Here is a 23104-nt window from a genome sequence, read left to right as displayed (position 1 = left end):
GCGACGTTTCATGCCTATTCGACTCAAATACGCATAAATTCGCCCAAACAGGTTTATACAGTAACTATCAACTCACTGCGGCGGCGGAGTACGCGCCGTCGGTCCTAAACACAAAAACCCAGGAGAACGATGAAACTCGTCGTGCCCAACGGCCGTCGCAGCCTCATGGCCGCGGCTGCCATCGGCCTGTCGGCGGTGTGCGTGGCAGCGCTCGCACCCGCCCAGAGCGTTGCGTCCTCGCACCGTGAGGCGCCACTGATCGCGGGGATGCCCGCCCTCGACAACACCGACCTGTACGCGTTCGTCAGCCCGGACGCGCCCAACACGGTCACGATGGTGGCGAACTGGCAGCCGTTCGAGGAGCCCAACGGCGGCCCGAACTTCTATCCGTTCGCGGAATACACCGCGCATGACATCAACATCGACAACAACGGCGACGCCAAGCCGGACATCATCTACCGCTGGACGTTCACCACCACGTACCAGAACACCAACACGTTCCTCTACAACACGGGCCCGGTCCACTCGCTGACCGACCCCAACCTGAACCTGCGGCAGTACTACAAGCTGCAGCGCATCACGAAGTCCGGCACCACGACGCTGCTGTCCAAGGCGCCGGTCGCCCCGTCGTTCGTGGGTGCCGCGTCCATGCCCGACTACGCCGCACTGTCCAACGCGGCCATCACCCCGTACGCCGGTGGTGGGAAGTCCTTCGCCGGCCAGGCGGACGACCCGTTCTTCCTCGACCTGCGGGTCTTCGACCTGCTCTACGGCGGCAACCTGTCCGAGGTGGGCCAGGACACGCTCAAGGGCTACAACGTCAACACGATCGCGCTGCAGGTGCCCAAGTCTGACCTGGCACTCAAGGGCAACCCGACGCGCAACCCGGTCGTCGGCATCTGGACCACCACGTCGCGCGCCGGCATCAGCATGAAGACCGGAAAGCCCTACGGCAAGTACCAGCAGGTGTCGCGGCTGGGCATGCCGTTGGTCAACGAGGTCGTCATCCCGGTCGGCCACAAGAACGAGTTCAACGCCACGACGCCGGACAAGGACGCCAAGTTCCTCAAGTACGTCCAGCAGCCCGAGGTGCCCAAGCTGATCCAGGCGATCTACGGCATCCAGGCCCCCGCCGAGCCGCGCAAGGACCTTGTCGAAGTCTTCCTGACCGGCGTGTGCAAGGCCTGCGGCCCGGTCGCCGCGGACCTCAACTCGCAACTGCTCAACAAGGACGTCGTCGCGAAGAAGTTCGCCGGCAGTGAGCAACTGCGACTCAACATGGCTGTTCCGCCCGCGGCCAGCCCCAACCGCCTCGGCGTGATCGGCGGCGACCTCGCCGGCTTCCCGAACGGGCGCCGGCTCGCCGACGACGTCGTCGACGTCACCGTACGGGCCGCCGAAGGTGTGCTGCTGCCGAACCACGCGCCCGCGGTGGACACGCTGGGCGACGCGGTGGACGCGAACGACCACCCGTTCCGCACGGTGTTCCCGTACGTGGCACTGCCGAACACGGTCGCGGTCAACCAGTCCTGACCGCCTGAAGGGCAAGGCTGCCCCCGTCGGTGGATCGCGCCGACGGGAGCAGCGCCGCTCTTACGCTCCCGACCGGCCCGTCCCGTACGGGACCTTCGGCCTGCCCGGTGGTGCCCTTGTGCATCTCCGCGCCCCCGTGCGCCCGCCGAACGTGCTGGGTGAAAGGCCGACACGAAGGCGAGTGAGCAGGACCAAAAGAGGGAGCAGGAAAATGATCAAGTCGCGGAAGATCGCGAGCATGCTGATGGCTCTTGTCGGAGCCGGAATGGTCGCGGCGGGCCCGGTGATGATCTACGAAGGCACGCACGGCCAGAGCATGATCAAGAGTGAGCTGAAGGCTCAGGAGATCGCGTTCCCGACCGACAAGGCCCAGCTCCCTGACGCCCTCAAGAAGTACGCCGGCCAGCACGTCACCACCGGCGGGCAGGCGAAGGCGTACGCCGACCTGATCGCCACGCACGTGGCCAAGGCCACCGGTGGCAAGACATACTCCGAGGTCTCCGAGGAATGGATCGCCGGCGGCCGCAAGGACGAGCAGCTCGGCCAGTTGCGTCAGACCGCGTTCATGGGCGAGACGCTGCGCGGCTCCCTGATGAGCGCCTACCAGGCGCAGCAGGTCACCGTGCTGGTCATCGGGCTGGGCTCGCTGTTCATCGCGCTCGGCGCCGTGCTCGGCGTGACCGCGTTCAGCATGCGCACCCGCAAGATCGTGGTGCCGGCCTCGCCCGAGGCACTGGCCCGCGAACCCGAGCGCGTCGGCTGACCCGACACACCTCCGCGAGGGCCGTCCCGACAGGGGCGGCCCTCGTCGCGTCACGGCGCGGAATGGTGCGGGCCCAGGGCATCGAGTTCGGTCATGATGAGGTCGCGCGCCGCGGAACCGTATACCGCCGAGCCCGCAAGCGCGGCGAACGCGCGTAGGTAAAGGTCGATCTCGCGCGGTTGGGTGACCGTGATTTCGGCGGACACCGCTTCGACATGTACCAACCGCTCGTCGAATTCGGAAGGCGACTGCTTGCCATACTCGATCTTTGACACTTTCGAACTCTGCCAACCGGCCAGGGCAGCGAGGCGCCGGCCGGTCAGCCCGGCATCGTGCCGGATGTCGCGAAGGCGCTTTCCGAGCGCTTCACGTGCGTGGTGAACGGTGGTGGTCGGCAACGGCTATCGGTCGCCGAGTGCATAGTCAGCGTGTGGAATGGCCCGGGCCCACAGGTCATTCCGTACGCGAACACAACTTTCGAGAATCATCGGGTCTTGCGTCTCCGCACCGCCAGAGAACGCACCGTCAGGGGTGAACAGGGTGAAGACCACCCGATCGCGATCGAACAGCCAGAAGTCGTCCGCCGGGATGGCCGCGCCGTTCAGAAGCGGGCGCGGCAGCCAACGAATATCCTCGCCGGCCTCGATATTTAGTGCGGCAACGGTCAAGCCCCATCGCGTGTAGTTCACGTGTGGCACGGAAACGATGCGGACCCGTTCGATTGTTCTGCCGGACTTGGTCGCTTCGCTGACCAGTTCCAGCCAAGGTAGATGCCAGGCATAGTCGTCCGGCTCGCCGGACAGGAACCGCCGGAACGGCTCCGACTCCTCGGGTGTGTCATACGAGTCGTTGACCTCCAGATGGAATGCGGAGCGTTCGAAGTTGCGGAAAAGCTGCTCGAACTCATGGCCTTGCAGCAGGCGCACCCTGGTGGTCCTTTCGTCGCTGTCCGACTTCGATGCACCCCTCATGGGCAGGAACGGCCAACTGTTCGCTGATTCCCAGGTCAGTCACCTCAGCTCCCGTCAGCGTGTACGTGGCGCACTCGCCGTTATCGCCCCGCCAGCGGCGACCGGTGGCCTGCAACGGTGCCGCAAGTTCAGTGCCAGGCAGCAGGTGGCGAAGGAGCGTCTCCGGTATCTCCACGACGGTTGCCGGTTGGTCGGGGACCTTCCATCCCTGAACCAGGTAGGTGCTGCGATCGGTGGCGTAGAGGGTGGGGGAGTCACCGCCTTGAGTCTCCTTGCCGAGAAACCTCACTCCCATCTGTGCTCCTCTCGGGAGGAAGGTTGCCGTGATTTGCTCGGTGCGGTATCAGCATCGGATGCTAATCCTTGGTACGTCAAGCTCACGGCACCGAGCAAATAGGAGCAAACATCTGGCCCTGAATCGCGGCCCGCCCTTACGGTCGGCCTGACCACTTTGCAATGTTCATGGGAGCGGTATGACTTTGGTGATCGCTGTCGCAGCCGCGCTCGTTGTCGGGCTCGCGTCCGGCCTGTTCGCCTTCAAGATCAAACAACGATGGTGCGACATCTGCGGCGAGACGTTGCAGTGTCCGAGCCATGGGTGCGGTGTTGAACCACCTCGGGCGAGCCGTTGACCGTCCAGTCGCAGCACGTTCCGTCCCGACCTTCCTGGTGCTGCCGCCTGTGCGCCCTCCCGTGGCCATGTCCAGAAGCCAGGGCGAACCTGTCGGCGGAGTTCTGCGCGTCTCCGAGTTTGCTCCGGATCTACCTGGCAGCGAACTACTGCGTCGCCTCGGAGGATCTTCAGTCTGCGGGATCCGCGCCGTCGGCAGCTCTCTATCAACGGTTCTGGGCTGGCCGTGATCACATCTCGCGTCGCGCGGTTCCGGGGATCTCGAGCGTCTTCCAGCCTGCCCCCGCCTCGGCGGGCGGGATCGCCCTTCCCGCCCGCCGAGGCTTTCCCATCGCTGGCGCTCGCGTCGGCATCGCGGCGCCGGGTCCGTGGCCCGATCCCGGACGGCTTCGGTCAGGCGGCGGGCGAGGTCCAGTCCAGGGCAACATGACCGATCCGCACGCGTTGCGGATGGTCGCCGACCGCGACACTGGCCACCCGCTCGCCGGTCGCGAAGCTAATCGCGCTGGCCCGGTCCGCGCCGGATTCGGAGATCACGCAGTCCCGCCCGCTCCCCGCTGACCGTGGCCCAATAGGGCTTGCCCGCGCTCACCACCGGCCCGGGCCGCCATCGCGGCGGTGAGCCGTCGGCGCCTGCGGTGAACATTCGTGGCAGCTCCTGAATGGACACGGTTTCGACGTTCCCCTGAACGGCACTCGGTGTTACCTTCCGGTAACGAGAAGGAAACAACGGATCGGTGCCCGTCCATAGGCTCCGGGCGCCAATGCCCGGACCTGCCGTTGTGCGCGGGCCACAACGGCGCCCCTGCGGAAAGCGGGATCGCGATGGCCATGAGAGAGCGGGACGCGTCGATCCGTACGCTGCTGGACGACCTCGTCGCGGACGGCCGCATCCTGGACGAGATGGTCGAGGTGGCCCGGTCCCGTTCCCCGGAGGTGGCCCGGCTGCCGCACCTGGAAAGCCGCCGGCACATCCAGACCCTGCTGTCCACCGCGGTCGGTGCGCTGGACCGGCTGGGTGAGCTGGGCGACCGTGACTTCACCCAGGCCGCCCGGCTCGGGGCCGAGCGCGCGGCGCAGGGCGTGCCGATCGGCGCCCTGCTGTACGGCGTGCAGGCCTGCCGGTCCCGTGCCCTGGAGATCGTGGTGAGCCACGGCCGCGCGGCGGGCATCCCCGACGAGGCGCTGCTGGAGGCCGTCCTCGACGTGGACCGGTACGCGGCCACGCTGGAACGGCACGTCATCGAGGGGTACCGGGCGGCCGAACGGCGACTGGGCCGGGGGCACCGGGAGGCGCGTTCGCGGATGCTGCGCCGGCTGCTGCTCGGCGAGCACGGCGGGGTGCCACCGCACGAACTCGCCCGCTTCGGGCTGCGCGCGGACGGCCGGTACCACTGTGTCCTCGCCGAACTCGGCGATGTGACCCGGGTCAGCCCGGTCGAGCAGTCGCTGTCCGCCCTTGGCGCGGTCGTCGGCACGGTGGACGGCCGCCTGGCCGCGCTGGCCCCACGCCTGCCCCCGGCCGAGGCGCTCGGCCGTACGGTGCCGGCGGTGGCCGCGCCCGCCCGCCGTCTCACGGAGATCCGCGCGGTGTACGGCCTGTGCCTGACCGCCCTGCGCACGGCGATCCGGTCCGGCCTGGCCGGGCTGCACGACGTGGTGGACCTGGCCGCGCAGACCGCCCTGACGGCGCAGCCGTTACTGGCCGAGCTGCTTCGCGATTCTCTGCTGGGCGCGCTGCGGCCGGGCGACGACTTCCACCGCGAACTGGTCACGACCGCGCTCGGCTATCTGGACCACGGCCTGCGGCTGGATCAGACCGCGGCGGCGCTGCACGTGCACCCGAACACGGTGCGCTACCGGCTGCGGCGGCTGCATGAGATCACCGGCATCCCGGCGCTGGGCGGGGAGCCGGGGGAGCGGCCGGACGTGCTGGAAACCACCCGTCTGTGGTGGGCGCTGCGGACCTGGCTGACATCGACGAGCGCACCGAGCCCGGCGCGGTTGGGGCTGTCGCGGTGACCCGACCCTACTGCCGAGTAAATAGATGCTTGACGATGACTCTCGGGGCGGTCTAGCGTGCCGCGCTATGAGACGTAAATCATTTTCCCGATCCATTCACGAGTGACGGAGGTCGATTCCGTATGACGCCAATGGATCAGGCGCCGGGCGAGGGGTACACCCGCTGGCGCCGCTTCGCCGCGCTTCTCGGCCTCAGCACCGCCGCTTCGGCGATCCTCCTGACCGTGGTCGCCAACGGGGCGGTCGCGGCGGGCTTCACCGTCTCCGGTCAGCAGTTCAAGGTGAGCGCCGACGAACTCCAGGCCACCGGCTTCATTCAGTACGGCACGGTCGACGCGCGTGTCGAGCCGGGCGGCGACAACCAGGTCCCGGAACCCGTGGCCGTGTCCGCCATGAAAACCGCCACGCTGAAGAACCTCTGCCAGTCCGTGATCACCGACCTCGGTGACTTCGGTTCCGTCTCGCTGAAGATTCGCGCGGGCACGGGCGGGGATCCGGTCACCGCCCGGGACATGGTCGTGGACATGAGCCAGCTGGACGGCGACGCGAGCTTCACCAACATCGAGATCGGCCGTGACGCGTCCACTCTGGACAAAGGGCCGACCAACGACCCGGCCGAGCAGGCCCAGCGGCGTCAGGGCATGTTCAGCCAGCAGGCCGACAACGTCACCATCACCAACCTCAAGCAGGTCGCGTGGGCCACGTCCGCGGGCCAGTTCAACCTGCGTCACCTCTCGCTGCGCCTGCACTGGGGCAAAGACGAGTGCTTCTGAACCCGGATACTTCCTTTCCCCGAACGAAGGAGTTCGAGATGGGCCGTCCCCCCACGTCCACTCTGCGCCGTGGCGCGGTGATCGCCGCGGCGACGCTACTGGCCGGCGCCGGCCTGACGGCGGTGACCGCGGGGCCGGCCTGGGCCGCCGCCGGCACCACGGTCACGCCGGCCGGTCATGCCTTCACCGCCGCGCTCGCGACCGGGACCACGGTCACGTTCACGGTCGGCACGACGACCTCCACCTGCAACCAGTCCGGCAGTTCCGGGACGGTGCCCGCCGAACCGGCCAACAGCAACGCGGCCGGGCCGGTCGTGAACACGCTGGCCCCGGCGTCCTTCTCGAACAACGGCGGCGCGTGCCCCACCAACGTCCCGTTCACCACCGCCCGGACGACCTCCAACTCGACCAACGGCGACTGGACGATCTCGCTGCAGTACGACCCGGCCGGTTCGGTGGGGACCATGACGATCCCGCAGGCCGGCTCCATCACCCAGATCTCCGGGCTCGCCTCCTGCACCGCCACGGTCGCGCCGGACGGGCCGGTCTCGATCAGCGGTGCCTGGATCCCGGGCACCGACACCAGCCCGCCGGTCCTGGACCTGTCGGCCGGTGTCACGCTGCCGGTCAAGGTGACCGGTGGCCTGGCGTGCCCGACGGGCGCGCTCAGCGCGACGCTGAAGGCCCGCTACGCGGTGACCGACACCACGGACCCGGCCCAGCAGATCACCGTCTCGGCCGGGCCTGCTGAACCGCCTCCGGCCGCGCGCTGACCGGGTCAGACCCGATCGGCGACGGGCTCGGCGGCCACCCGCGCGGCGGCCGCCGGGCCCAGGAACGGCACCAGCACCAGGTACGTCAGGTCGGGCAACTGGTCCGGCAGCTCGTCGGCGCGGCCGGTGGCGACACAGTCGTAGATGATGCCGTAGACGCCCGCGATCGCCGCCTCGATCACGCCGCTGGGCACCTGCGGACTGCCGGCCCGCCGCGGCGCATCGGCGAAGTAGGTCACGTACGAGGACAGCAGCACCCGGCGGCGCGCACGGGCCTGAGCGCCCGCGGCGAGCACCTCGACGACCGCCAGCGCGGCGAACGCCGGCTCGGCCGCCAGGAGGCGCAGCACGGTGTCCAGCCCGCGGTGGATGCGGCGAGGCCATGCGGCGGGCTGCGCGTACGCCGAGGCGGCCGCGTCCTGCAGCAGCTCGACGCCCAGCTCGAACGTGGCCAGGAAGCACGCCTCCTTGTCCACGAAATGCTCGTAGAACGCCCGGGTCGACACGCCCGCGGCAGCGCACACGTCGCTGAGCGGCGCGGCGGCGTAGCCGCGTTCGGCCACGGTGCGTGCCATCGCGTCGATCAGCCGGTCGCGCTGCGTACGGGCGACGAACTCACGGGGCAGATCGTGCCGTCCGCGGGGCAGCCGCCGCTCCGGCGCGGTCGCCGAGCGGGAGCCGGGGATGCGCGGGCGCTCCCGCGTCACGTCGGACACGAGGCCAGCCTAATGGTGATCTAGGGTGGCTGCGTGCGTGACATCGCGGTGTTCTCCGGCAGTGCCCATCCTGAGCTGGCGGCTCAGATCTGCGAGCAGTTGGGGGTGCCGCTGCTCCCGACCGTGACCTCCCGGTTCGCCAACGACTGCATAGAGGTGCAGTTGCAGGGCAACTGCCGGGAGCGCGACGTCTTCCTCATCCAGCCGCTGGTGCCGCCGGTGCAGGAGAATCTGGTCGAGCTGCTGTTCATGCTGGACGCGGCGCGAGGAGCTTCGGCCGGGCGGATCACGGTCGTGCTGCCGCACTATGCGTACGCGCGCAGTGACAAGAAGGACGCCCCGCGCATCTCGATCGGCGGGCGCCTGGTCGCCGACCTGCTGCAGACCGCGGGCGCGCACCGCATCCTCGCCATGACGTTGCACTCGCCACAGGTGCACGGCTTCTTCAGCATCCCGGTGGACCACCTGCACGCGCTGCGCGAGCTGGCCCACCACTTCCGCGGGTATGACCTGAGCGACACCGTCGTGGTCTCGCCCGACCTGGGCAACGCGAAGGAGGCGGCGGCGTTCGCCCGGATGCTCGGCATCGAGGTGGCCGCCGGCGCCAAGCAGCGCTACGCCGACGACCGGGTCGTGATCAGCTCCGTCATCGGCGAGGTCGCCGACCGTGACGTCATCGTGCTCGACGACGAGATCGCCAAGGGCAGCACGGTGTTCGAGCTGCTCAACCGGCTGCGTGAGCGCAATGTACGCAGCGTCCGGGTGGCGTGCACGCACGGGCTGTTCACCGGCGACGCGATCGCCCGGTTGTCCGCCGAGAAGGAGATCAAGGAGATCGTCTGCACGAACACCGTGCCGATCGAGCCCGGCAAGGCCACGGACAAGCTGACCGTGCTGTCGGTCGCTCCGGCGCTGGCCGAGGCGATGCGCCGGATCCACAACGGCGAGTCGGTGAGCGCCCTGTTCGGGTGACGGCCGGTTGGCGTCACCCGCACGAACGAGGTGGACGGCGTGCGGTGACGGCTTTGTCGGGACTCCTACCCAACGTGCGAACTCTCGCCGTCAGACTTGCGTACCAATAGGGACAAAAGCAATATTCCGGTCGGTTAGGAAACGATCGGAAGGACGCGACCACAGGTGACCCAGGATCCCACGAGTAGCGGCGCGGGGGCGGATACCGGCGGTCCGTCGACCCTGGATCTGAGCAACCGGTGCGTCGGCGGCTCGTACATGCTTGTCGAACCGATCGGTCAGGGGGCGACCGGCCGTGTCTGGCTCGGCGTCGACCGGGCCTCCGGCGAGCAGGTCGCGGTCAAGGTCCTGTACGAGGGGCTGCTGCACCAGCCGAAGCTGGTCTCCCGCTTCGTGCAGGAACGCACCATCCTGCTGATGCTGCGACATCGCCACGTCGTTCGGGTGCGTGACCTGTTCAGCGTGGGGGAGACGCTCGCGCTGGTCATGGACCTGGTGCCGGGCGGCAGCCTGCGTGACCACCTGCGCGAGCACCGTACGGTGCCCCCGGCCGAGGCCGCCCGGCTCGCCGCGCAGGTCGCCGGAGCGCTCGCGGAGGCGCACGAACTGGGCGTCGTGCACCGCGACCTCAAACCCGACAACGTCCTGCTGGAGAACGTGGACGGCCGGCTCGACACCCGGCTCACCGATTTCGGCATCGCCCGCATGCTCACCACGCCCCGCCTCACGCTGCCGCACGCGGTCGTCGGCACCCCGCACTACATGGCGCCGGAGTCGTTCCAGGGCGTGCCCGCCGGCCCGGCCGCCGACGTGTACGCGCTCGGCGTGCTCATCTACGAGATGCTCGCCGGCCACCCGCCGTACGAGGGCGACTCGGTGCCGGAGCTGATGCAGCAACACCTGGAGGGGCGTCCGGAGCGCCTACCCGGCATGCCGGACCCGTTGTGGGACGTCATCCGTTCCTGCCTGCGGCCGAATCCGCGCCGACGACCCGCAGCCGCAGCCCTGGCCGCCCGGCTGGGCGCACTCGGCACGGCCGCCCCCGCGCCGTCGCGCGCCCTGCCGGCCGCGGCAACGCCCGCCTCCGGCGCGGCTGCGTCCCTGCCGGCCCCCGGCGCGCTCACGCCAAGGCCCGCGGCGGCGGCCACGTCCGCCACTGGCGCGGTCGGGCACATGTCCGCCTCTGGCTCGGTTGCGCCGACGCCCGCGGTTGCGGCCACGCTCACGGGCCCGGCGTACGCGATCGGTGCCGCGACCGCCGTGTCAGCAGGTCCGGCATCCGCAAACGGCGGGGTCCCCGCGCCTCCGGCCGCGCCCGCACCCGCCGGCGCTCAGGGCGTCTCCGGTGATCCCGCGATGTCGGCCGGGCTCGCGGGCCCCGGGCCGTCGCCGGCCGATCCGGTCAGCCCTGGGTTGTCGCCGTCGGCTGTTCCGGTCGGCCCCTTGCCGTCGGCCGTTCCGGTCGGTTCTGGGCCGTTGCCGTCGGCCGTTCCGGTCGGCTTTGCGCAGGTGCTGGCCCCCGCGGTGCCTGCCCCGCGGGGGCGGCGCCGGGCGGTCGTGTCCACGAACCGGCGTTGGGCCCGGCCGGTGGTCGTGGTCGTGCTGGTGGTGGGCGGCGCCCTGGTCGCCGCCGGGCTCGGCGCGACCGCGTCACGCCTGGGCCACACCGACGGACCGGTGGGGGACACCGCGATCGCCGTGCTGCCCGCCCGCCCCAGTGTCCCGGCGTTCTCCGGGAGGCCGGTGCCCGCCCGTACCTCCGTCCCGGCGCTGCCCGCGACGGGCACCGTCCGTGCGGTCACCCGTCCGGTCGAGGCGGCGGTCACCCGCAGCGTACGGGCGCCCGCGTCCACCTCCGGCACCGTGGCACCGACGTCCGCCGCCGCGTCGTCCAGCGCTCCCGCCCGGCCGGTCGAGGCGAAACCGTACGGCCCGCCACGGTGTCGCGAGGAGGTCCGGTCCGCGTTCCCGAGCCCGGTCACCGCGCAGGCGTGCTTTGCCCTGGGGGCAGGTGTCCAGGTGCAGGGCGCCCTGGCCGGGCCGATGGGCGGCCGGGCGAGCCTGTGGGTGTCGCTGGTCGACGCCGATTCGGCCCGTACGGTCGGGAGCCCGCTGGACTGCCGCCGGGTGCGCGCGGCCGACCGGGGGGTACGGCGGTCGTGCGGGCCCGCCACGCTGAATCCGCCGCACGGGCATCGCTACGTGGTGGTGGTGAGCTGGGAGTACCGCCGTCACACCGGCGTGGTGAGCGGCCGGTGCGCCAGCGACGTCTTCGCCTGGTGAAGGCCCGGGCGTCGCGTGGTCACTGCTCCTCGGACCTGCGGCGCAGTTCCTCCTCGCGGCGGCGCAGGTCGTCCTCCCACCGGCCCAGCCGATCCTCGCCCGGCGAGCGCGGGTCGTTGTCCGCACCCCTGGAACGCCGGTCGGCGTCCTCGCCGCGGGAGCGGGTGAGTCCCCGCAGGAAGTCCGGGTCGTCGTCCGGCGCCACCGGCCGCCGGGGCCGTTCGCTCTCCGGGAAGCCGCTGCCGGGCCGCCACACCTGGCCGTTGCTGAGCCGTACGGGCCGGGCCGGGCGGCCGGCGACGAACCAGACGATCGCGCCGATCGGCGAGAACAGCAGGATGAGGAACACCCACACCACCCGTGGCAGCGCGCGGATTGCGAACTCATCGGCGGAGAGGCAGTCGATCAGGGCCGCGACCAGCAAGGCCAGGTCGAGCAGCACAAACAGCGAGTACAGCCGGAACATAGCGACGATGATGGCAGAGTCGCGCCGATCGCGGGACCCCGGTGAGCGCCGGGGTCCCGCGCCATTCAGAGGGACGGCCCGGCGGCGTGGTGGCCGCCGCCGGACCGCGCTTGCGATGGATCAGAGAGCGTCGACCAGGGCGGGCAGGTAGCCGTCGGTGTAGCCCGTCTGGGTGGGATGGAAGGAATCAGTCGGCGGGAGCACCGTGAGCCCGTTGATCCACGCGCCGTTCGCGCAGATGCCACGGCCGCCGAAATTGTCACGAACCTCGGCGTACGTGAACCCCGCCGCGCGGGCGCGGTCGCGGATGATGTCGTTGAGGTCGTTGTCGCCCACGTTGATCATCTTCCGCTTGGCGATGTCCATGCCGGCGAATCCACAGTTCTCGGACGTGGTGTCGAACAGCACGGGGTAGCCCAGCACCACGACGTCCGCGTTCGGTGCGTGCGCGCGGATGTCCCGGTACGCCGCGTCGAGCTTGCCGGGCAGCACATCGGTCACATAGTCGTGCGCAACATCCACAATGGACTCACAGCCACTGTCGGACACCAGGGTGCACGAGATGACGACCGGTCCGAAACCCGCGTCGTTGCCGCCGATCGTGACCGTGACCAGGTCGGTCTTGTCGCTCAGGGCGATCATCTGGGTCAGTCGCATGCTGTCGATGGTCGCGCCGTAGCAGGCGATGTTCGTGTACGAGTGGGGATGGTTCTTGTTGACCCACTGGGCGGGGTACGCGAAAACGCTGCGCAGGCACAGTCCACTCTGGTCCGGCGCGCCGGCGCCGGCCGAGTAGGAGTCGCCGAGGGCGACGTAGTCGGTGTTCTCGTAGGTGGCCGCTGCCTGGGCGGGGGCGGCGGTCAGGGCGGTCATCAGGGTCGTCGTGACGAGACAGGCCAGGACGGATAGGCGTCTGCTCATCGGTGGGCCTCCGGATCCGCGATGGGATGGGGGCCGAAGCGCTCCGGTTACCGCAGAGTAAGTCAACCGGCGAGGTAAAGAAACACAGTGACATTCGTGTTACCTCGTAGTAACATCCGTCGATGTGACCTGCATCTATGACATGCGGTCATGTTACGTGCGCCCATCGCGAGATTCCTGTCACCGGCCTTACAGCCGGCCTTCAGCGTGCCCACATGTTTGCCCGTTAACGTCCATGACATGGACGCAGAACGGACCACCCGGATCGTCGAGACGCTGCGAACCCGCAATGTTTTCGCCCATGTGAAATTGCCGCACGCCGGCATCACCCGGCACGGCATCCGCGTCGTCCTGCCCGACGGGCGGGAGGCGATCTGGGACAACGACGGCACGGCCGGACTTGAGGCCCAGGTCATGCGTAACGGGATCCTGGTCGGCTTCGTGCCGTCCATCCCCGGGTCGGAGAACTTCGGCGACGCCCAGATCGTGGACGCCATCGCCTCCGCGGACTACGACCGGGCGGGCGCGCGTACGCATGTCGCGTCGCGGGCCGACCGGCGCCCGGCCGGGGCGGCCGCGGGCCGGGCCCCGGCGGCGCCCAGCCCGCTCAGCCTCGCCGAACGGCTGCGCCGGACGTTCCGCGACTGATCCGGCCGCGAGCGTGGGTGTCAGCCGACGCCCACGCTCGCGTTGCCCTTCGGCAGGATCTCGCCCCGGGCGTCTTTGGCGGTCAGATCGTCCAGCTTCGCGCGCGGGGCGACGTCGTGCGGCGTGAACCAGAACACGGTGACCGACGGGTCCTCACTCCACACCGCGCGGTGGGCCGTCACCGTGCGGCCGCCGGCGCGGCCGGTGATCGTGGCCGGCGAACCGACGTAGTAGCCGAAAGCCAGCGTCGTCCGGCCGTCGGCCTCCATCGCGCCCTGCACGGCGTGGAAGCCGGGGGTCCGGTCGGAGCCTTCGACGTCGTTGGTCATGACGCCGGTGGTCAGGTTCCCGTCCGGGGTGCGGCGCCCGAGCTGGAACCCGAAGTGAATGCCGGGTTGGCCCTGGATCTCGACCGGTTGCGCGTAGATGACCCATTCGGCGTTGCCGGTCTTCACCCCGGTGGGCACGACGTCACCGCGCACGCGGCCGTCCGGGGCGCCGACGATCTGGGTCGGGTTGGCCGGCACCCGCGGCGCGTCGCCCGCCAGGCGGGCCACCTGGCTGCCGCCGACCAGCAACGCCCCGACCGCCAGTGCCGAGGCGGCGCCCACGGCGAGGCGGCGCCGGCGGCGCAGCCGCCCCCCGGACGCCATGACCTGGTCGAGGTCGAGGACCCGGGGCGTGAAGCCCGGCGGCGACGCAAGCGCGTCGCGCAGGTCGTCGAGGTCGGTCATCGGCGTACTCCGCTCTCCTGATCCCTGCGCTGGCCCGGCACCGGGGCGTTCACCGCGATGCGGAGCTTGGCCAGCCCCCGCGAGTTGAGGCTCTTGACCGTGCCGAGGGAGAGACTCAGCTCCTGCGCCACCTCGGCCTCCGGCAGGTCCAGGTAATGGCGCAGCACGATCACGGCCCGCTCGCGCGGCGACAGCACGTCCAGCGCGCTGATCAGCCAGCGCCGGCGGGTCACGTCGTCGGCCAGGTCGCGCGGGGCCGGGCCTTCGGGCAACTGCTCCGTGGCGTACTCGCGCAGCGGACGCCGCCAGCGGTCGGTCACGAGGTTGGCCAGGACAGTCCGGGCATATGCGTACGCGTCGCGGCGGCGGACCCGCTGCCACGCCGCGTACGTGCGGACCAGCGCGGCCTGTGCGGCGTCCTCGGCCTCGTGCCGGTCGCCGGTCAGCAGGAACGCCACGTGCTGCAACCGCGCCGAGCTCGCGGTCGCGAACTCGACGAACTCGTCGTCACCGCGCGCCATGCGCTGCCATGTCTGCCACGGCCGCTACTACGAGCGGGCACCCCGAAAGGTTGCCGTCATCCGCGGCAACTTTCCGGCCGAACCACCCGTCTCGATCTGCGCAATGCACCACCCGATCGTCGAGGAGGGGATCCACCCCATGAGAAGCACGAGGACCCGCTGGCTGTACGCGGGCGGTTCGGCCGTGGCCTGCACCGCCGTCATCGCCGCCGGAACGATGGCCGCCAACGCGGCGATGGCCGACCGGCCGGGCGCCCCGGCGATCGGCGCCGGCTCGGCCGCTCCCGTCCCCTCCGCCAGCGGGGCACCGCAGCGGCCCGACCCGAACCCGCCCAAGCCCACGCCGCTCGGCGCGATCATCGACGGAGGCATCGCCGCCCGCGAGGGCACCTGGGTGTTCTACGGCGTCCCGGTCGCCGAGAAGGCCCTGCCGAAGGTGCACTTCGGCGTGATGGCCGGGCGGCGGCTGCCCAGCGGCGCGGTCACGGCCGACGTCATGACCAACGAGGTCACCGGGTCCGACCGGGCGCCCGGCTTCCACGCCGTGGAGGGCACGATGGCCACCGAGGCGGGCGCGACCCCGGCGTTCGGCTACTACGTCGGCCCGGCGGACCGGATCACGGCCCGCGCGAACGGTCGCACGGTGACCGCGCACCAGGCCCGCTGGAGTGAGGACGCCTCCGTGGTGGTCTTCTGGTTCGACCCGGCGACCAAGGGGGTCGGCGGACTCGCCGCGTACGACCGGGGTGGCCGCAAGCTGCCCACGGGCAACGCCGGGGTCGGGGTCGGCTAGGCCCAGACCTCGCGGATGCGTTCCACGGCCCCGGCCGCCTGCGCCCGTCCCGCCTCGGCGGCGGACGCACGGCGGGCGGGGTCGAGCGCGTTGGGCCCGATCGCGGCCGCGGCCTGGGAGTCGGGGCTCACCACCACGGAACGCACACCCGCGCCCAGTGCCGCCGCCTGGGCGTCCGGGCGGTCGGCGCGGCGGGCCGCCCGGGTCATCGGCGCGATCACCACCACCCGGTCGTAACCCTCGGCGAGGTCGACGTTGGCCACCGAGCGCACCCCGCCGTCGACGTAGCGGGTGCCGTTCACCGTCATGGGCGGCCAGACCAGCGGCACCGCGCAGCTCGCCGCGACCGCGTCGATCAGCGACACCCCGCTGCCCTTGTCGAACACCGCCACCTCGCCGGTCTCGGCGACGACAGCGGGGATGAGCAACGGCGTGGCCGGCCACACGTCGGTGCCGACCCGCCGCGCGATGACCGCACGGCGCTCGGCCTCCGGCACGGTACGGGTACGCAGCGCGGCCCGGCCGATCCGGGCGCGGCCGATACGGCGGTCGCCGGGCCACAGCCCCGCGACTGCGAAGTGCAGCAGGACCGTGGGGCCGATCCGCGCCGCGATCTCGCCGGTGGCCTCGGCGCGCTGGGTCGCGTACATCTGGTCGAGGGGGACGCCGGTGGTCACCTCGGCGGCCACCACCGAACCGGCCGAGGTGCCGACGAACAGGTCGGCGCCGGTCAGGTCCACGCCGAGCTCGGCCAGGCCGTACAGCAGGCCGATCTCCCAGGCGACGCCGGTGACGCCGCCTCCGCCCAGAACCAGCGCCCTGCGGTCACCCGTCATGGGGCCATCCAAGCATGACGATCCGACGTTCACCAGCCGAGGCGTCGTGGTGACGGTCGGTATGTGCTTGGTCTCACCGAGTTCGTGGGAGGCACGTTTCAGGCGCCGAACAGTCCCCGGTAGACCCCGGCCGACCCCGGATTGCGCACACACTGTGCGTCCACCCGGAACAGGCTGGACTGGACACCTCCGCTGTCACAGTTGGTGAAATACGCCTCGTACGCCAGATGTGGCGCCCGCGCAGCGAACCATTCGTGCATCCAGCGCACGAATTCCGGGTTGTCCTTGCCCGCGTCGGCGGTCGGCACGACACCCCACTCGCCCACGGAGAACGGCTTGTCGTGCCGCCGGGCGAACTCGTACAGCCAGGTGAGGCCCTCGGGCTGGGCGGCGGTGCGGTCGAAGTCGTCCTTGGTGGGCGACCACGGATAGTGGTCGTAGTTGTCGATGCCGATGATGTCCACGTAGGCGTCACCGGGGTAACAGTTCGTGCTCAGGCCGCCGCACAGGTGGTGAGGGGTGCTGTGCGCGTTGATGGTCCAGTCGAAGAGCACGGACGGATTCGTGGCGCGGATGCCGTCGACGGCGTGCCGGTAACAGGCGATCCAGGTTTGCGGGTCGCGCGCCCCCCACGGGCTGGTGCGCTCGTTGAACTCCCACCCCAGCCGCACGATCGAGTCACCGCGGCCGTACTGCACCATGAGCTTGCCGAAGTTTCTCCAGGACTGGTCGAACTCGCCTCGCGCGCACGCGGGCAGGTCGGCCTCGCCGCCGATCGGGACCAGGCCCTGGGAGATGACCAGCAGTCCGTCGAATCCGGCGAAGTAGTCGAAGGTCCAGCCGGTGCCGCTGGTCATCGTCTCGTACGAGGTGCGGTCCGTGTAGGTCTGGGCCACCCGGCAGGGCCGGCCGCGGGCGGCGCAGAACTGGGCCACGTGTGCGGCGTCCAGCACGGGGTCGCCGTTGACGCCGGACAGTCCGTTCGGGCCGGGCCACGTGCCCACGGTCCGTGGCAGCGCCAGCAGTGTGTGCGCGGAGCGTTCGGGCAGGGTCCGGCGGGCCACGCCGTCCGGTGCCGCGGCGTCCCGCGGGGACCGGGGCCGGTCGAGCGGCGCGCCCGCCGGAGCGGTCCGGCTGGTCTCGGCCTGCGTCTGCACTGCGGTCGCCGCACCCACTCCCAGCAGGGCGACGACCACGGTGCCGGCGGCGATCCAGAGGGAACGCCGGCTGGGCGCGGGCTGCGGGGACATGTGGACGGAACCTCCGGCTCGGGTACACGGGCGCCGCCCCCGCGGGCCGGCCGGCGACGCGGTGCCCGGCGCGTCCCGTCGGGGAGTGGTCGCCACCGAGAGTAGCGGCCGAGGGCATGTCGATTCGGCCGCCCCGGCGTGTCGGGGGGTCGGCTCGACCCGAACGTGTGCGCCGTCCGGCCGAAAATCGGCAATCTGGCGTTAACGCGTCATTGACAAACGTGACTCGAGCCACGGATTCTGAGAGCGCTCTCACGGCCGTGAAGCACCGTCCCGCTCCCGCCGGCGCGCCCGTCCCCGCGCCGGCGGCCCCGACGTTGCCAGGGAGTGCCCGTGTTCGAGCAACCTCGCCGCCCCCGCCGACGCGTCCTGACGGCCGTCGCCGCGCTTGCGACCAGCCTCAGCGCCGCCGTGATCGCACCGACCGCCGCCGAGGCCACGGTCGCGGCCGACACGATCCCGCTCACCATCACCAACCGTTCCGGCCGCAGCGACCAGGTGTACGTGTACAACATCGGCACCCTGCTCACCACCGGGCAGCAGGGCTGGGCCGATGCCAGCGGCACGTTCCACCCGTGGCCGCAGGGCGGCTCACCGCCGGTCGACGCACCCGACGCCGCCGTTCCCGGGCCCGCCGACGGCACCAGCCTCACACTCCAGCTCCCGAAATTCTCCGGCCGGGTCTACTTCTCGTACGGCCGCAAACTCGTCTTCCGGCTCGCCACCGGCGGCCTCGTCCAGCCCGCGGTGCAGAGCCCGGCCGACCCGAACGCGGACACGCTGTTCAACTGGACCGAGTACACGCTCAACAACGACGGGCTGTGGATCAACAGCACCCAAGTCGACATGTTCTCCACCCCGTACGCGGTCGGGCTCCAGCGGACAGACGGCACCACCGTCACCACCGGCCATCTCAAGCCCGGCGGCTACCAGGGGTTCTTCGCCGCGCTGCGGGCACTGCCCGGCGGGTGGCCCGGCCTCGTACGCACGCGGGCCGACGGCACGGTGCTGCGCGCGCTCGCGCCCGGACACGCCATCGAGGCGGGCGCGCTGCCCCCGGGCGTACTGGACGACTACGTCGACCGGGTCTGGGACCGCTACCGCACCCAGACCCTGACCGTCGCCCCGTTCGCCGAGCAGCCCGACGTCGAGTACTACGGCCGGGTCGCCGGCGACACCATGACGTTCACCGACGCGGCCGGGCAGGTCGTCACGTCGTTCAGCAAACCGGACTCCGACAGCATCCTCGGTTGCTACAAGCAGCTCGACGCCCCCAACGACCTGGTCCGGGGGCCGATCTCGCGGACCCTGTGCGCCGGGTACAACCGGGCCACGCTGCTGGCCAGTGCGGACCAGCCGTACAACGAGGCGGACACGTTCTACGCCGACACCGTCACCAACGAGTACGCCCGCCTCGTGCACGCGCAGATGGCCGACGGCAAGGCGTACGCGTTCGCCTTCGACGACGTCGGCGCCCACGAGTCGCTGGTGCACGACGGCGCCCCGCAGCACGCGTACCTCACGCTCGACCCGCTCGACTGAACCGCCGCACGACGGGCGGGCCGGCGCATCGCCGCCGGCCCGCCCGTCGGTGACCTCCCGGCCGCGCGCGGCCGCCCGCACCCGAACGGATAACCTGCACCAACGTCCGCCGCGGTGCCGCCCGCGCGGATGCAGAATGCACATGCCGGTGCAGGAGGGAGCCACCATGCGTGCCGTCTACCGAGTCCTCGCCATGCTGATCGCGATCGGCGTGGTCGTGCAGGCCGCAACCGTGGCGTGGGGCTGGTTCGCCGTGCTGCACGACACCGATTCGGGCGCGGTCTACGACAAGAACAGCGGCGACAACGCCGGGCAGGCCATGCACAGCGTCGTCGGCATGATGGTGCTGCCGACGATCGCGGTGCTGCTGCTGATCGTCGCGTTCTTCGCCCGCATCCCCGGCGGGGTCAAATGGGCCGCCATCACGCTCGGTGTCACCGTGCTGCAGGTGCTGCTCGCCGAGCTGGCAACCGGCGCGCCGGTCGTCGGGGCGCTGCACGGCATCAACGCGTTCGTGATCGCGTTCGCCGCCTCCCTGGCGATGCGCCAGGCCCGGCTCGCCGGCAAGGACACCCCGGCCGAGCCGGCCGCACCCGCCGCCGCGGGCTGACGTCCGCGTGCGTACCCGCCTACGGGCCGCCGTCGCCGTGACGGCGGCCCTCGCCGTGATCGGACCACTCGGCTGGTTCTGGCAGCGCAGCCTCGTCCCGGACACGTACGACATGGCGGCCATGGGATACCCCGACGGCGGTGGTGGGCCCGCCGCGCACGCGCACGCGCACGGCGCCACGCTCAGCGTCGCCGACCTGACCGGCCCGTCCGGCGTCCCCGACGTCACGGTCACGCTCACCGCCCGCCGGGAAGGGTCCGGCTACACCCTCAACCACACGTCGCCCGGACCCGAGATCCGGGCCCGGCAGGGCCAACTGGTGCAGGTGACGCTGGTCAACGAGTCCGTTGCGGACGGGGTCACCTTGCACTGGCACGGCGTCGACGTGCCCAACGCCGAGGACGGCGTCGCCGGAGTCACCCAGGACGCGGTCGGCCGCGGGCAGTCTCACGTGTACCGGTTCGTCGCCCGGGACGCGGGAACGTACTGGTACCACTCCCACCAGGTCAGCCACGAACAGGTGCGGCTCGGCCTGTTCGGAGCGCTCGTCGTCACGCCCGCCGCCACGTCGCCCGCGCCGGACCCGGTCGTCGCGGTGCACACGTACGCCGGGCGGCGTACCGTCAACGGCCGGCCCGGGGTGAGCGCCCTCGCCGCCAAGCCCGGCACGGTCGTCCGCGCGCGGATCATCAACACCGACGCCGGGCCGATCCGCGCCTGGGTGAGCGGAGCCGCCTACCGGGTGGTCGCCGTGGACGGCCGTGACGTGCACGAGCCGACCCCGGTCACCGACACCGCGGTCCTGGTGACCGCGGGCGGCAGGATCGACGTGGAGTTCACCGTCCCGCAAGCGGGTGCCCGGGTCGACGTCGGCGCGAGCACCGGGCTGGTCGTGGGCCCCGGCCCGGACGCCCCGGCGACGGCGCAGCCGCGCCGCACGCTCGACCTGCTCGGGTACGGCACGCCCGCCCCGCTGGGCTTCGACCCCGCCAAGGCCACCCGGGTGTTCCAGTACCGGGTGGGGCGTCGCCCCGGCTTCCTCGACGGCCGCCCCGGTCTGTGGTGGACCGTCAACGGGCACATGTTCCCGGACCTGCCGATGTTCATGGTCACCACCGGCGATATCGTCCGGATGACGATCTCGAACAGCAGCGGCGAGGTGCACCCCATGCACCTGCACGGCCACCACGCCGTCGTGCTCAGCCGCAACGGGGTCGCCGCCACCGGTAGCCCGTGGTGGATCGACTCCCTCGACGTCGGCGACGGCGACACGTACGAGATCGCGTTCGTCGCCGACAACCCGGGCATCTGGGTGGACCACTGCCACAACCTGGAACACGCGGCGGAAGGCCTGCTCGCCCACCTCGCCTACCAGGGAGTGAGCACGCCCTACCGGGTCGGCGGCGCGGCGGGCAACCGGCCCGAGTAGGACGTGACCCGGCGTCGGTGTTCATCCGGCGCCGGGTGGCGTCACAGGTAGAGGCCGGTCGCGGGTGGCGGGGCGGTCACCGCGAGCGGGCGGGCGTCGGCGCGCAGCGCGTACAGTTCGGCCAGCGTGGCGCCGTCCGGGCCGATGCCCGCCGGACGGCCGAGCCAGTCGACGGCCTCGCCGTACGGCAGCCGCCCGACCTCGATGCTCGCCAGACAGCGGCCCGGCCGCACGACCGCCGGATGCAACGACGCCAGGTCCTCGTTGGTCGTGATCGCGATGAGCGCGTGGCGGCCCTGGCCGAGCAGCCCGTCGGTCAGGTTGAGCAGCCGCGACAACGACTGCCCCGCGCTCGCCTTGGCCTCGCCGCTGATCAGCTCGTCGCAGTCCTCCAGCATCAGCAGCCGCCAGTGCGGCTCGTCGTCGTCACCGCCGCCCAGCGCGACATTCATCAGGTACGCCGGGTCGTTGAACAACCGCTCCGGGTCCAGTACGCAGTCCACCTGGCACCACGAACGCCACTGCTGGGCCAGCGCCCGCAGCGCCGTGGTCTTGCCCGTTCCCGGCTCCCCGTGCAGCAGCAGGAGGCGGCCGTTCACCGACGTGCCGTCCAACGCCATGAGCTGTTCGAGGGCATTCGCCACCGGGCTCGCGTAGTTGCGGCGGATCTGCGGCCACCCGGTGGCCTCGATGTCGCGCTGCACCCGGCGGGGGCCGTGCTGGCCGAGGTGCCAGAAGCCGATCGGTACGGTGTCGGCGGTCGGTGCGGGCGGCTCGACCGCGCCGTCGGTGGCGGTGGTCAGTACGCGCTCGGCCAGTTCCGCAGTGACCGCAGTGACCGTCAGCCGGGCGCGCCGGCTCTGCGGCCACCGGGTCACGTGCAGCGTCCAGCCGTCACCCACGGCGAGGCGGCCGTGGGTGTCCTCCTCGACTGCTTCGCGCACGGTGCGGGCGTCGTCCGTGCTCAGCCGCGCGTCCGAGCGGATGTTCTCCAGGTAACTGGTGCGACCGTACGGCTCACGACCGGTCGCGAACGCGTCGAGGGCGAGCAGGTCGACCACGTCGATCAGACGGTCCGCGTCGTCGATGGCGCCGGACAGCGGCACCCCACCGGCCGGACGCGGCTGGGCGGTGGCGCCGGTGGCTGCGGACCGGTCGGCCGCCTGCTCCATGGCACGGCCGCCGAGCCGCTCGGCAGTCTGGTGGGGGGTACGCATGCGCCCCATGATCGTCTACGGGTGCCGGCGTGGCATCCCGTTTTCGGCAGCCGGGGCCCGGTCTCCGGGCCGATTCAGCCCAGGTGCACGGCCCGGATCGCGTCGAGTTCGGCCTGGGCGGGGTCGGTCCATGCGCGGGCTCGGTCCATGCGCGGGCTCGGTCCATGCGCGGGCTCGGTCCATGCGCGGGCTCGGTCCATGCGCAGGCTCGGTCCGCTCGCTGGTTCAGTCCGCCTGCGGGGTGAGGACGAAGACCGGGATGACGCGCTCGGTGTTCCGCTGGTAATCCGCGTACTGCGGGTAGGCCGTGACCGCACGCTCCCACCACACGGCCCGCTCGTCGCCGTCGGTCTCATGCGCGGTGAAGTCGCGCCGCTCCGGGCCGTCCTGCAGCTCGACGTGCGGATGCTTGCGCACGTTGTACACCCACACCGGGTTCTGCGGGGCGCCGCCGAGCGAGCCGACCACCGCGTACCGGCCGTCGTGCTCGACACGCATCAGTGCGGTCTTGCGCAGCTTTCCGGTCTTCGCTCCCACGGAGGTCAGCACCACGACCGGCAGGCCGACGATCGTGTCCGCTTCGGTGCCGCCGCTCGCCTCGTACGTTTCGGCCTGCTTGCGGGCCCAGTCGACGGGGCTGGGCTCGTACTCTCCGGACAGCGGCATGCGTGTTCCTTCCTCGGTACGATCGGGCGACTCG

At 71.1% G+C, this 23104-nt stretch carries 24 protein-coding genes and 1 pseudogene; 12 read left to right on the top strand and 13 right to left on the bottom strand.

The features are described from left to right. Nucleotides 1-129 precede the first annotated feature (129 nt). Both ACMCNK_RS11750 and ACMCNK_RS11745 read left to right on the top strand, forming a co-directional pair. Nucleotides 130-1533 carry a DUF4331 domain-containing protein gene (locus ACMCNK_RS11750; RefSeq protein ID WP_412736431.1) on the top strand — a complete coding sequence of 468 codons (1404 nt, stop codon included), beginning with the start codon at nt 130-132 and terminating at the stop codon, nt 1531-1533. Nucleotides 1534-1744: 211 nt separating this feature from the next. Further along, the gene (locus ACMCNK_RS11745; RefSeq protein ID WP_412736430.1) at nt 1745-2296 is read left to right on the top strand and encodes a hypothetical protein; all 552 of its coding nucleotides are present in this window, start codon (nt 1745-1747) and stop codon (nt 2294-2296) included. 50 nt (nt 2297-2346) lie between these two features. Here ACMCNK_RS11745 and ACMCNK_RS11740 read toward each other — a convergent pair whose 3' ends face one another. The 3 genes and pseudogenes from ACMCNK_RS11740 to ACMCNK_RS11730 all read right to left on the bottom strand — a co-directional run. Further along, a complete protein-coding gene (locus tag ACMCNK_RS11740; RefSeq protein ID WP_412736429.1) occupies nt 2347-2694 on the bottom strand; it encodes a helix-turn-helix domain-containing protein in 348 nt (115 codons plus the stop codon). A gap of 3 nt (nt 2695-2697) precedes the next feature. Continuing rightward, the gene (locus ACMCNK_RS11735; protein WP_412736428.1) at nt 2698-3222 is read right to left on the bottom strand and encodes a DUF6879 family protein; all 525 of its coding nucleotides are present in this window, start codon (nt 3220-3222) and stop codon (nt 2698-2700) included. A 1069-nt stretch (nt 3223-4291) separates the two neighbouring features. Continuing rightward, nucleotides 4292-4502 (bottom strand): annotated as a pseudogene (locus ACMCNK_RS11730) (YncE family protein); the annotation flags it as partial. 227 nt (nt 4503-4729) lie between these two features. Between ACMCNK_RS11730 and ACMCNK_RS11725 the strand changes: the two are divergent. The 3 genes from ACMCNK_RS11725 (at nt 4730) to ACMCNK_RS11715 (ending at nt 7466) form a co-directional block, all read left to right on the top strand. Beyond that, entirely contained in the window at nt 4730-5920 is a 1191-nt protein-coding gene (locus ACMCNK_RS11725) for a PucR family transcriptional regulator (protein WP_412736427.1), read from the top strand. Nucleotides 5921-6042: 122 nt separating this feature from the next. Then, the gene (locus tag ACMCNK_RS11720) at nt 6043-6693 is read left to right on the top strand and encodes a DUF6230 family protein (RefSeq protein WP_412736426.1); all 651 of its coding nucleotides are present in this window, start codon (nt 6043-6045) and stop codon (nt 6691-6693) included. Nucleotides 6694-6731: 38 nt separating this feature from the next. Beyond that, a complete protein-coding gene (locus tag ACMCNK_RS11715; protein WP_412736425.1) occupies nt 6732-7466 on the top strand; it encodes a hypothetical protein in 735 nt (244 codons plus the stop codon). Between the two features lie 5 nt (nt 7467-7471). Here the strand turns inward: ACMCNK_RS11715 and ACMCNK_RS11710 are convergent, their stop codons facing one another. Beyond that, nucleotides 7472-8182 carry a TetR/AcrR family transcriptional regulator gene (locus ACMCNK_RS11710; protein ID WP_412736424.1) on the bottom strand — a complete coding sequence of 237 codons (711 nt, stop codon included), beginning with the start codon at nt 8180-8182 and terminating at the stop codon, nt 7472-7474. A gap of 33 nt (nt 8183-8215) precedes the next feature. Here ACMCNK_RS11710 and ACMCNK_RS11705 point away from each other — a divergent pair, with 33 nt between their 5' ends. After that, nucleotides 8216-9154 carry a ribose-phosphate diphosphokinase gene (locus ACMCNK_RS11705; RefSeq protein WP_412736423.1) on the top strand — a complete coding sequence of 313 codons (939 nt, stop codon included), beginning with the start codon at nt 8216-8218 and terminating at the stop codon, nt 9152-9154. A gap of 165 nt (nt 9155-9319) precedes the next feature. After that, nucleotides 9320-11437 (top strand): protein kinase domain-containing protein, encoded by a 2118-nt coding sequence (locus ACMCNK_RS11700; protein WP_412736422.1) that lies wholly within the window; start codon nt 9320-9322, stop codon nt 11435-11437. Nucleotides 11438-11456: 19 nt separating this feature from the next. Here ACMCNK_RS11700 and ACMCNK_RS11695 read toward each other — a convergent pair whose 3' ends face one another. Both ACMCNK_RS11695 and ACMCNK_RS11690 read right to left on the bottom strand, forming a co-directional pair. Next, nucleotides 11457-11903, bottom strand: a complete 447-nt coding sequence (locus ACMCNK_RS11695) for a PLD nuclease N-terminal domain-containing protein (RefSeq protein WP_412736421.1) — start codon at nt 11901-11903, stop codon at nt 11457-11459. 120 nt (nt 11904-12023) lie between these two features. After that, complete coding sequence (locus ACMCNK_RS11690; RefSeq protein WP_412736420.1) at nt 12024-12824, bottom strand: SGNH/GDSL hydrolase family protein; 801 nt, start codon at nt 12822-12824, stop codon at nt 12024-12026. Nucleotides 12825-13064: 240 nt separating this feature from the next. Here ACMCNK_RS11690 and ACMCNK_RS11685 point away from each other — a divergent pair, with 240 nt between their 5' ends. Continuing rightward, nucleotides 13065-13472, top strand: coding sequence for a hypothetical protein (locus ACMCNK_RS11685; RefSeq protein WP_412736419.1), 408 nt, complete (start codon nt 13065-13067; stop codon nt 13470-13472). Between the two features lie 20 nt (nt 13473-13492). On the opposite strand, the gene ACMCNK_RS11680 is transcribed toward ACMCNK_RS11685, so the two are convergent. Both ACMCNK_RS11680 and ACMCNK_RS11675 read right to left on the bottom strand, forming a co-directional pair. Next, a complete protein-coding gene (locus ACMCNK_RS11680) occupies nt 13493-14206 on the bottom strand; it encodes a hypothetical protein (RefSeq protein ID WP_412736418.1) in 714 nt (237 codons plus the stop codon). After that, nucleotides 14203-14727, bottom strand: a complete 525-nt coding sequence (locus ACMCNK_RS11675; RefSeq protein ID WP_412736417.1) for a SigE family RNA polymerase sigma factor — start codon at nt 14725-14727, stop codon at nt 14203-14205. Before ACMCNK_RS11675 ends, ACMCNK_RS11680 begins: the two co-directional genes overlap by 4 nt. Nucleotides 14728-14866: 139 nt before the next feature. Between ACMCNK_RS11675 and ACMCNK_RS11670 the strand changes: the two genes are divergently transcribed. Beyond that, nucleotides 14867-15520: a hypothetical protein gene (locus tag ACMCNK_RS11670; RefSeq protein WP_412736416.1), complete on the top strand. Its 654-nt coding sequence runs from the start codon at nt 14867-14869 to the stop codon at nt 15518-15520. On the opposite strand, the gene ACMCNK_RS11665 is transcribed toward ACMCNK_RS11670, so the two are convergent. Together ACMCNK_RS11665 and ACMCNK_RS11660 are read right to left on the bottom strand one after the other, a co-directional pair. Beyond that, nucleotides 15517-16356, bottom strand: a complete 840-nt coding sequence (locus tag ACMCNK_RS11665) for a patatin-like phospholipase family protein (protein ID WP_412736415.1) — start codon at nt 16354-16356, stop codon at nt 15517-15519. The genes ACMCNK_RS11670 and ACMCNK_RS11665 overlap by 4 nt on opposite strands. A 98-nt stretch (nt 16357-16454) precedes the next feature. Then, complete coding sequence (locus ACMCNK_RS11660; RefSeq protein WP_412736414.1) at nt 16455-17606, bottom strand: glycoside hydrolase family 26 protein; 1152 nt, start codon at nt 17604-17606, stop codon at nt 16455-16457. Between the two features lie 333 nt (nt 17607-17939). Between ACMCNK_RS11660 and ACMCNK_RS11655 the strand changes: the two genes are divergently transcribed. From ACMCNK_RS11655 to ACMCNK_RS11645, 3 genes are all read left to right on the top strand, one after another. Next, a complete protein-coding gene (locus ACMCNK_RS11655; RefSeq protein ID WP_412736413.1) occupies nt 17940-19148 on the top strand; it encodes a beta-1,3-glucanase family protein in 1209 nt (402 codons plus the stop codon). Between the two features lie 166 nt (nt 19149-19314). Then, nucleotides 19315-19758 carry a DUF6220 domain-containing protein gene (locus ACMCNK_RS11650; protein WP_412736412.1) on the top strand — a complete coding sequence of 148 codons (444 nt, stop codon included), beginning with the start codon at nt 19315-19317 and terminating at the stop codon, nt 19756-19758. Between the two features lie 7 nt (nt 19759-19765). Then, nucleotides 19766-21187 (top strand): multicopper oxidase family protein, encoded by a 1422-nt coding sequence (locus ACMCNK_RS11645; RefSeq protein WP_412736411.1) that lies wholly within the window; start codon nt 19766-19768, stop codon nt 21185-21187. A gap of 41 nt (nt 21188-21228) precedes the next feature. Here ACMCNK_RS11645 and ACMCNK_RS11640 read toward each other — a convergent pair whose 3' ends face one another. From ACMCNK_RS11640 to ACMCNK_RS11630, 3 genes are all read right to left on the bottom strand, one after another. Beyond that, nucleotides 21229-22404, bottom strand: a complete 1176-nt coding sequence (locus ACMCNK_RS11640) for a DUF5925 domain-containing protein (protein ID WP_412736410.1) — start codon at nt 22402-22404, stop codon at nt 21229-21231. Nucleotides 22405-22478: 74 nt separating this feature from the next. Then, complete coding sequence (locus ACMCNK_RS11635) at nt 22479-22604, bottom strand: hypothetical protein (protein ID WP_412736409.1); 126 nt, start codon at nt 22602-22604, stop codon at nt 22479-22481. 25 nt (nt 22605-22629) lie between these two features. Next, nucleotides 22630-23070: a nitroreductase family deazaflavin-dependent oxidoreductase gene (locus ACMCNK_RS11630; RefSeq protein ID WP_412736408.1), complete on the bottom strand. Its 441-nt coding sequence runs from the start codon at nt 23068-23070 to the stop codon at nt 22630-22632. Nucleotides 23071-23104: the final 34 nt, after the last annotated feature.

The organism is Krasilnikovia sp. MM14-A1259 (assembly GCF_047159535.1).
Classification (GTDB): domain Bacteria; phylum Actinomycetota; class Actinomycetes; order Mycobacteriales; family Micromonosporaceae; genus Actinoplanes.
The sequence above is the reverse complement of the archived record's forward strand: the minus strand, read 5'-3'. Positions and strand labels throughout refer to the sequence as shown.

What these genes read in the sequence shown, in the direction of transcription:
- ACMCNK_RS11750 (WP_412736431.1), top strand. Translation starts at nt 130, where the DNA reads ATGAAACTCGTCGTGCCCAACGGCCGTCGCAGCCTCATGGCCGCGGCT.
- ACMCNK_RS11745 (WP_412736430.1), top strand. Translation starts at nt 1,745, where the DNA reads ATGATCAAGTCGCGGAAGATCGCGAGCATGCTGATGGCTCTTGTCGGA.
- ACMCNK_RS11725 (WP_412736427.1), top strand. Translation starts at nt 4,730, where the DNA reads ATGAGAGAGCGGGACGCGTCGATCCGTACGCTGCTGGACGACCTCGTC.
- ACMCNK_RS11720 (WP_412736426.1), top strand. Translation starts at nt 6,043, where the DNA reads ATGACGCCAATGGATCAGGCGCCGGGCGAGGGGTACACCCGCTGGCGC.
- ACMCNK_RS11715 (WP_412736425.1), top strand. Translation starts at nt 6,732, where the DNA reads ATGGGCCGTCCCCCCACGTCCACTCTGCGCCGTGGCGCGGTGATCGCC.
- ACMCNK_RS11695 (WP_412736421.1), bottom strand. Translation starts at nt 11,903, where the DNA reads ATGTTCCGGCTGTACTCGCTGTTTGTGCTGCTCGACCTGGCCTTGCTG.
- ACMCNK_RS11690 (WP_412736420.1), bottom strand. Translation starts at nt 12,824, where the DNA reads ATGAGCAGACGCCTATCCGTCCTGGCCTGTCTCGTCACGACGACCCTG.
- ACMCNK_RS11685 (WP_412736419.1), top strand. Translation starts at nt 13,065, where the DNA reads ATGGACGCAGAACGGACCACCCGGATCGTCGAGACGCTGCGAACCCGC.
- ACMCNK_RS11680 (WP_412736418.1), bottom strand. Translation starts at nt 14,206, where the DNA reads ATGACCGACCTCGACGACCTGCGCGACGCGCTTGCGTCGCCGCCGGGC.
- ACMCNK_RS11675 (WP_412736417.1), bottom strand. Translation starts at nt 14,727, where the DNA reads ATGGCGCGCGGTGACGACGAGTTCGTCGAGTTCGCGACCGCGAGCTCG.
- ACMCNK_RS11670 (WP_412736416.1), top strand. Translation starts at nt 14,867, where the DNA reads ATGAGAAGCACGAGGACCCGCTGGCTGTACGCGGGCGGTTCGGCCGTG.
- ACMCNK_RS11665 (WP_412736415.1), bottom strand. Translation starts at nt 16,356, where the DNA reads ATGACGGGTGACCGCAGGGCGCTGGTTCTGGGCGGAGGCGGCGTCACC.
- ACMCNK_RS11660 (WP_412736414.1), bottom strand. Translation starts at nt 17,606, where the DNA reads ATGTCCCCGCAGCCCGCGCCCAGCCGGCGTTCCCTCTGGATCGCCGCC.
- ACMCNK_RS11650 (WP_412736412.1), top strand. Translation starts at nt 19,315, where the DNA reads ATGCGTGCCGTCTACCGAGTCCTCGCCATGCTGATCGCGATCGGCGTG.
- ACMCNK_RS11640 (WP_412736410.1), bottom strand. Translation starts at nt 22,404, where the DNA reads ATGCGTACCCCCCACCAGACTGCCGAGCGGCTCGGCGGCCGTGCCATG.
- ACMCNK_RS11635 (WP_412736409.1), bottom strand. Translation starts at nt 22,604, where the DNA reads ATGGACCGAGCCCGCGCATGGACCGAGCCCGCGCATGGACCGAGCCCG.
- ACMCNK_RS11630 (WP_412736408.1), bottom strand. Translation starts at nt 23,070, where the DNA reads ATGCCGCTGTCCGGAGAGTACGAGCCCAGCCCCGTCGACTGGGCCCGC.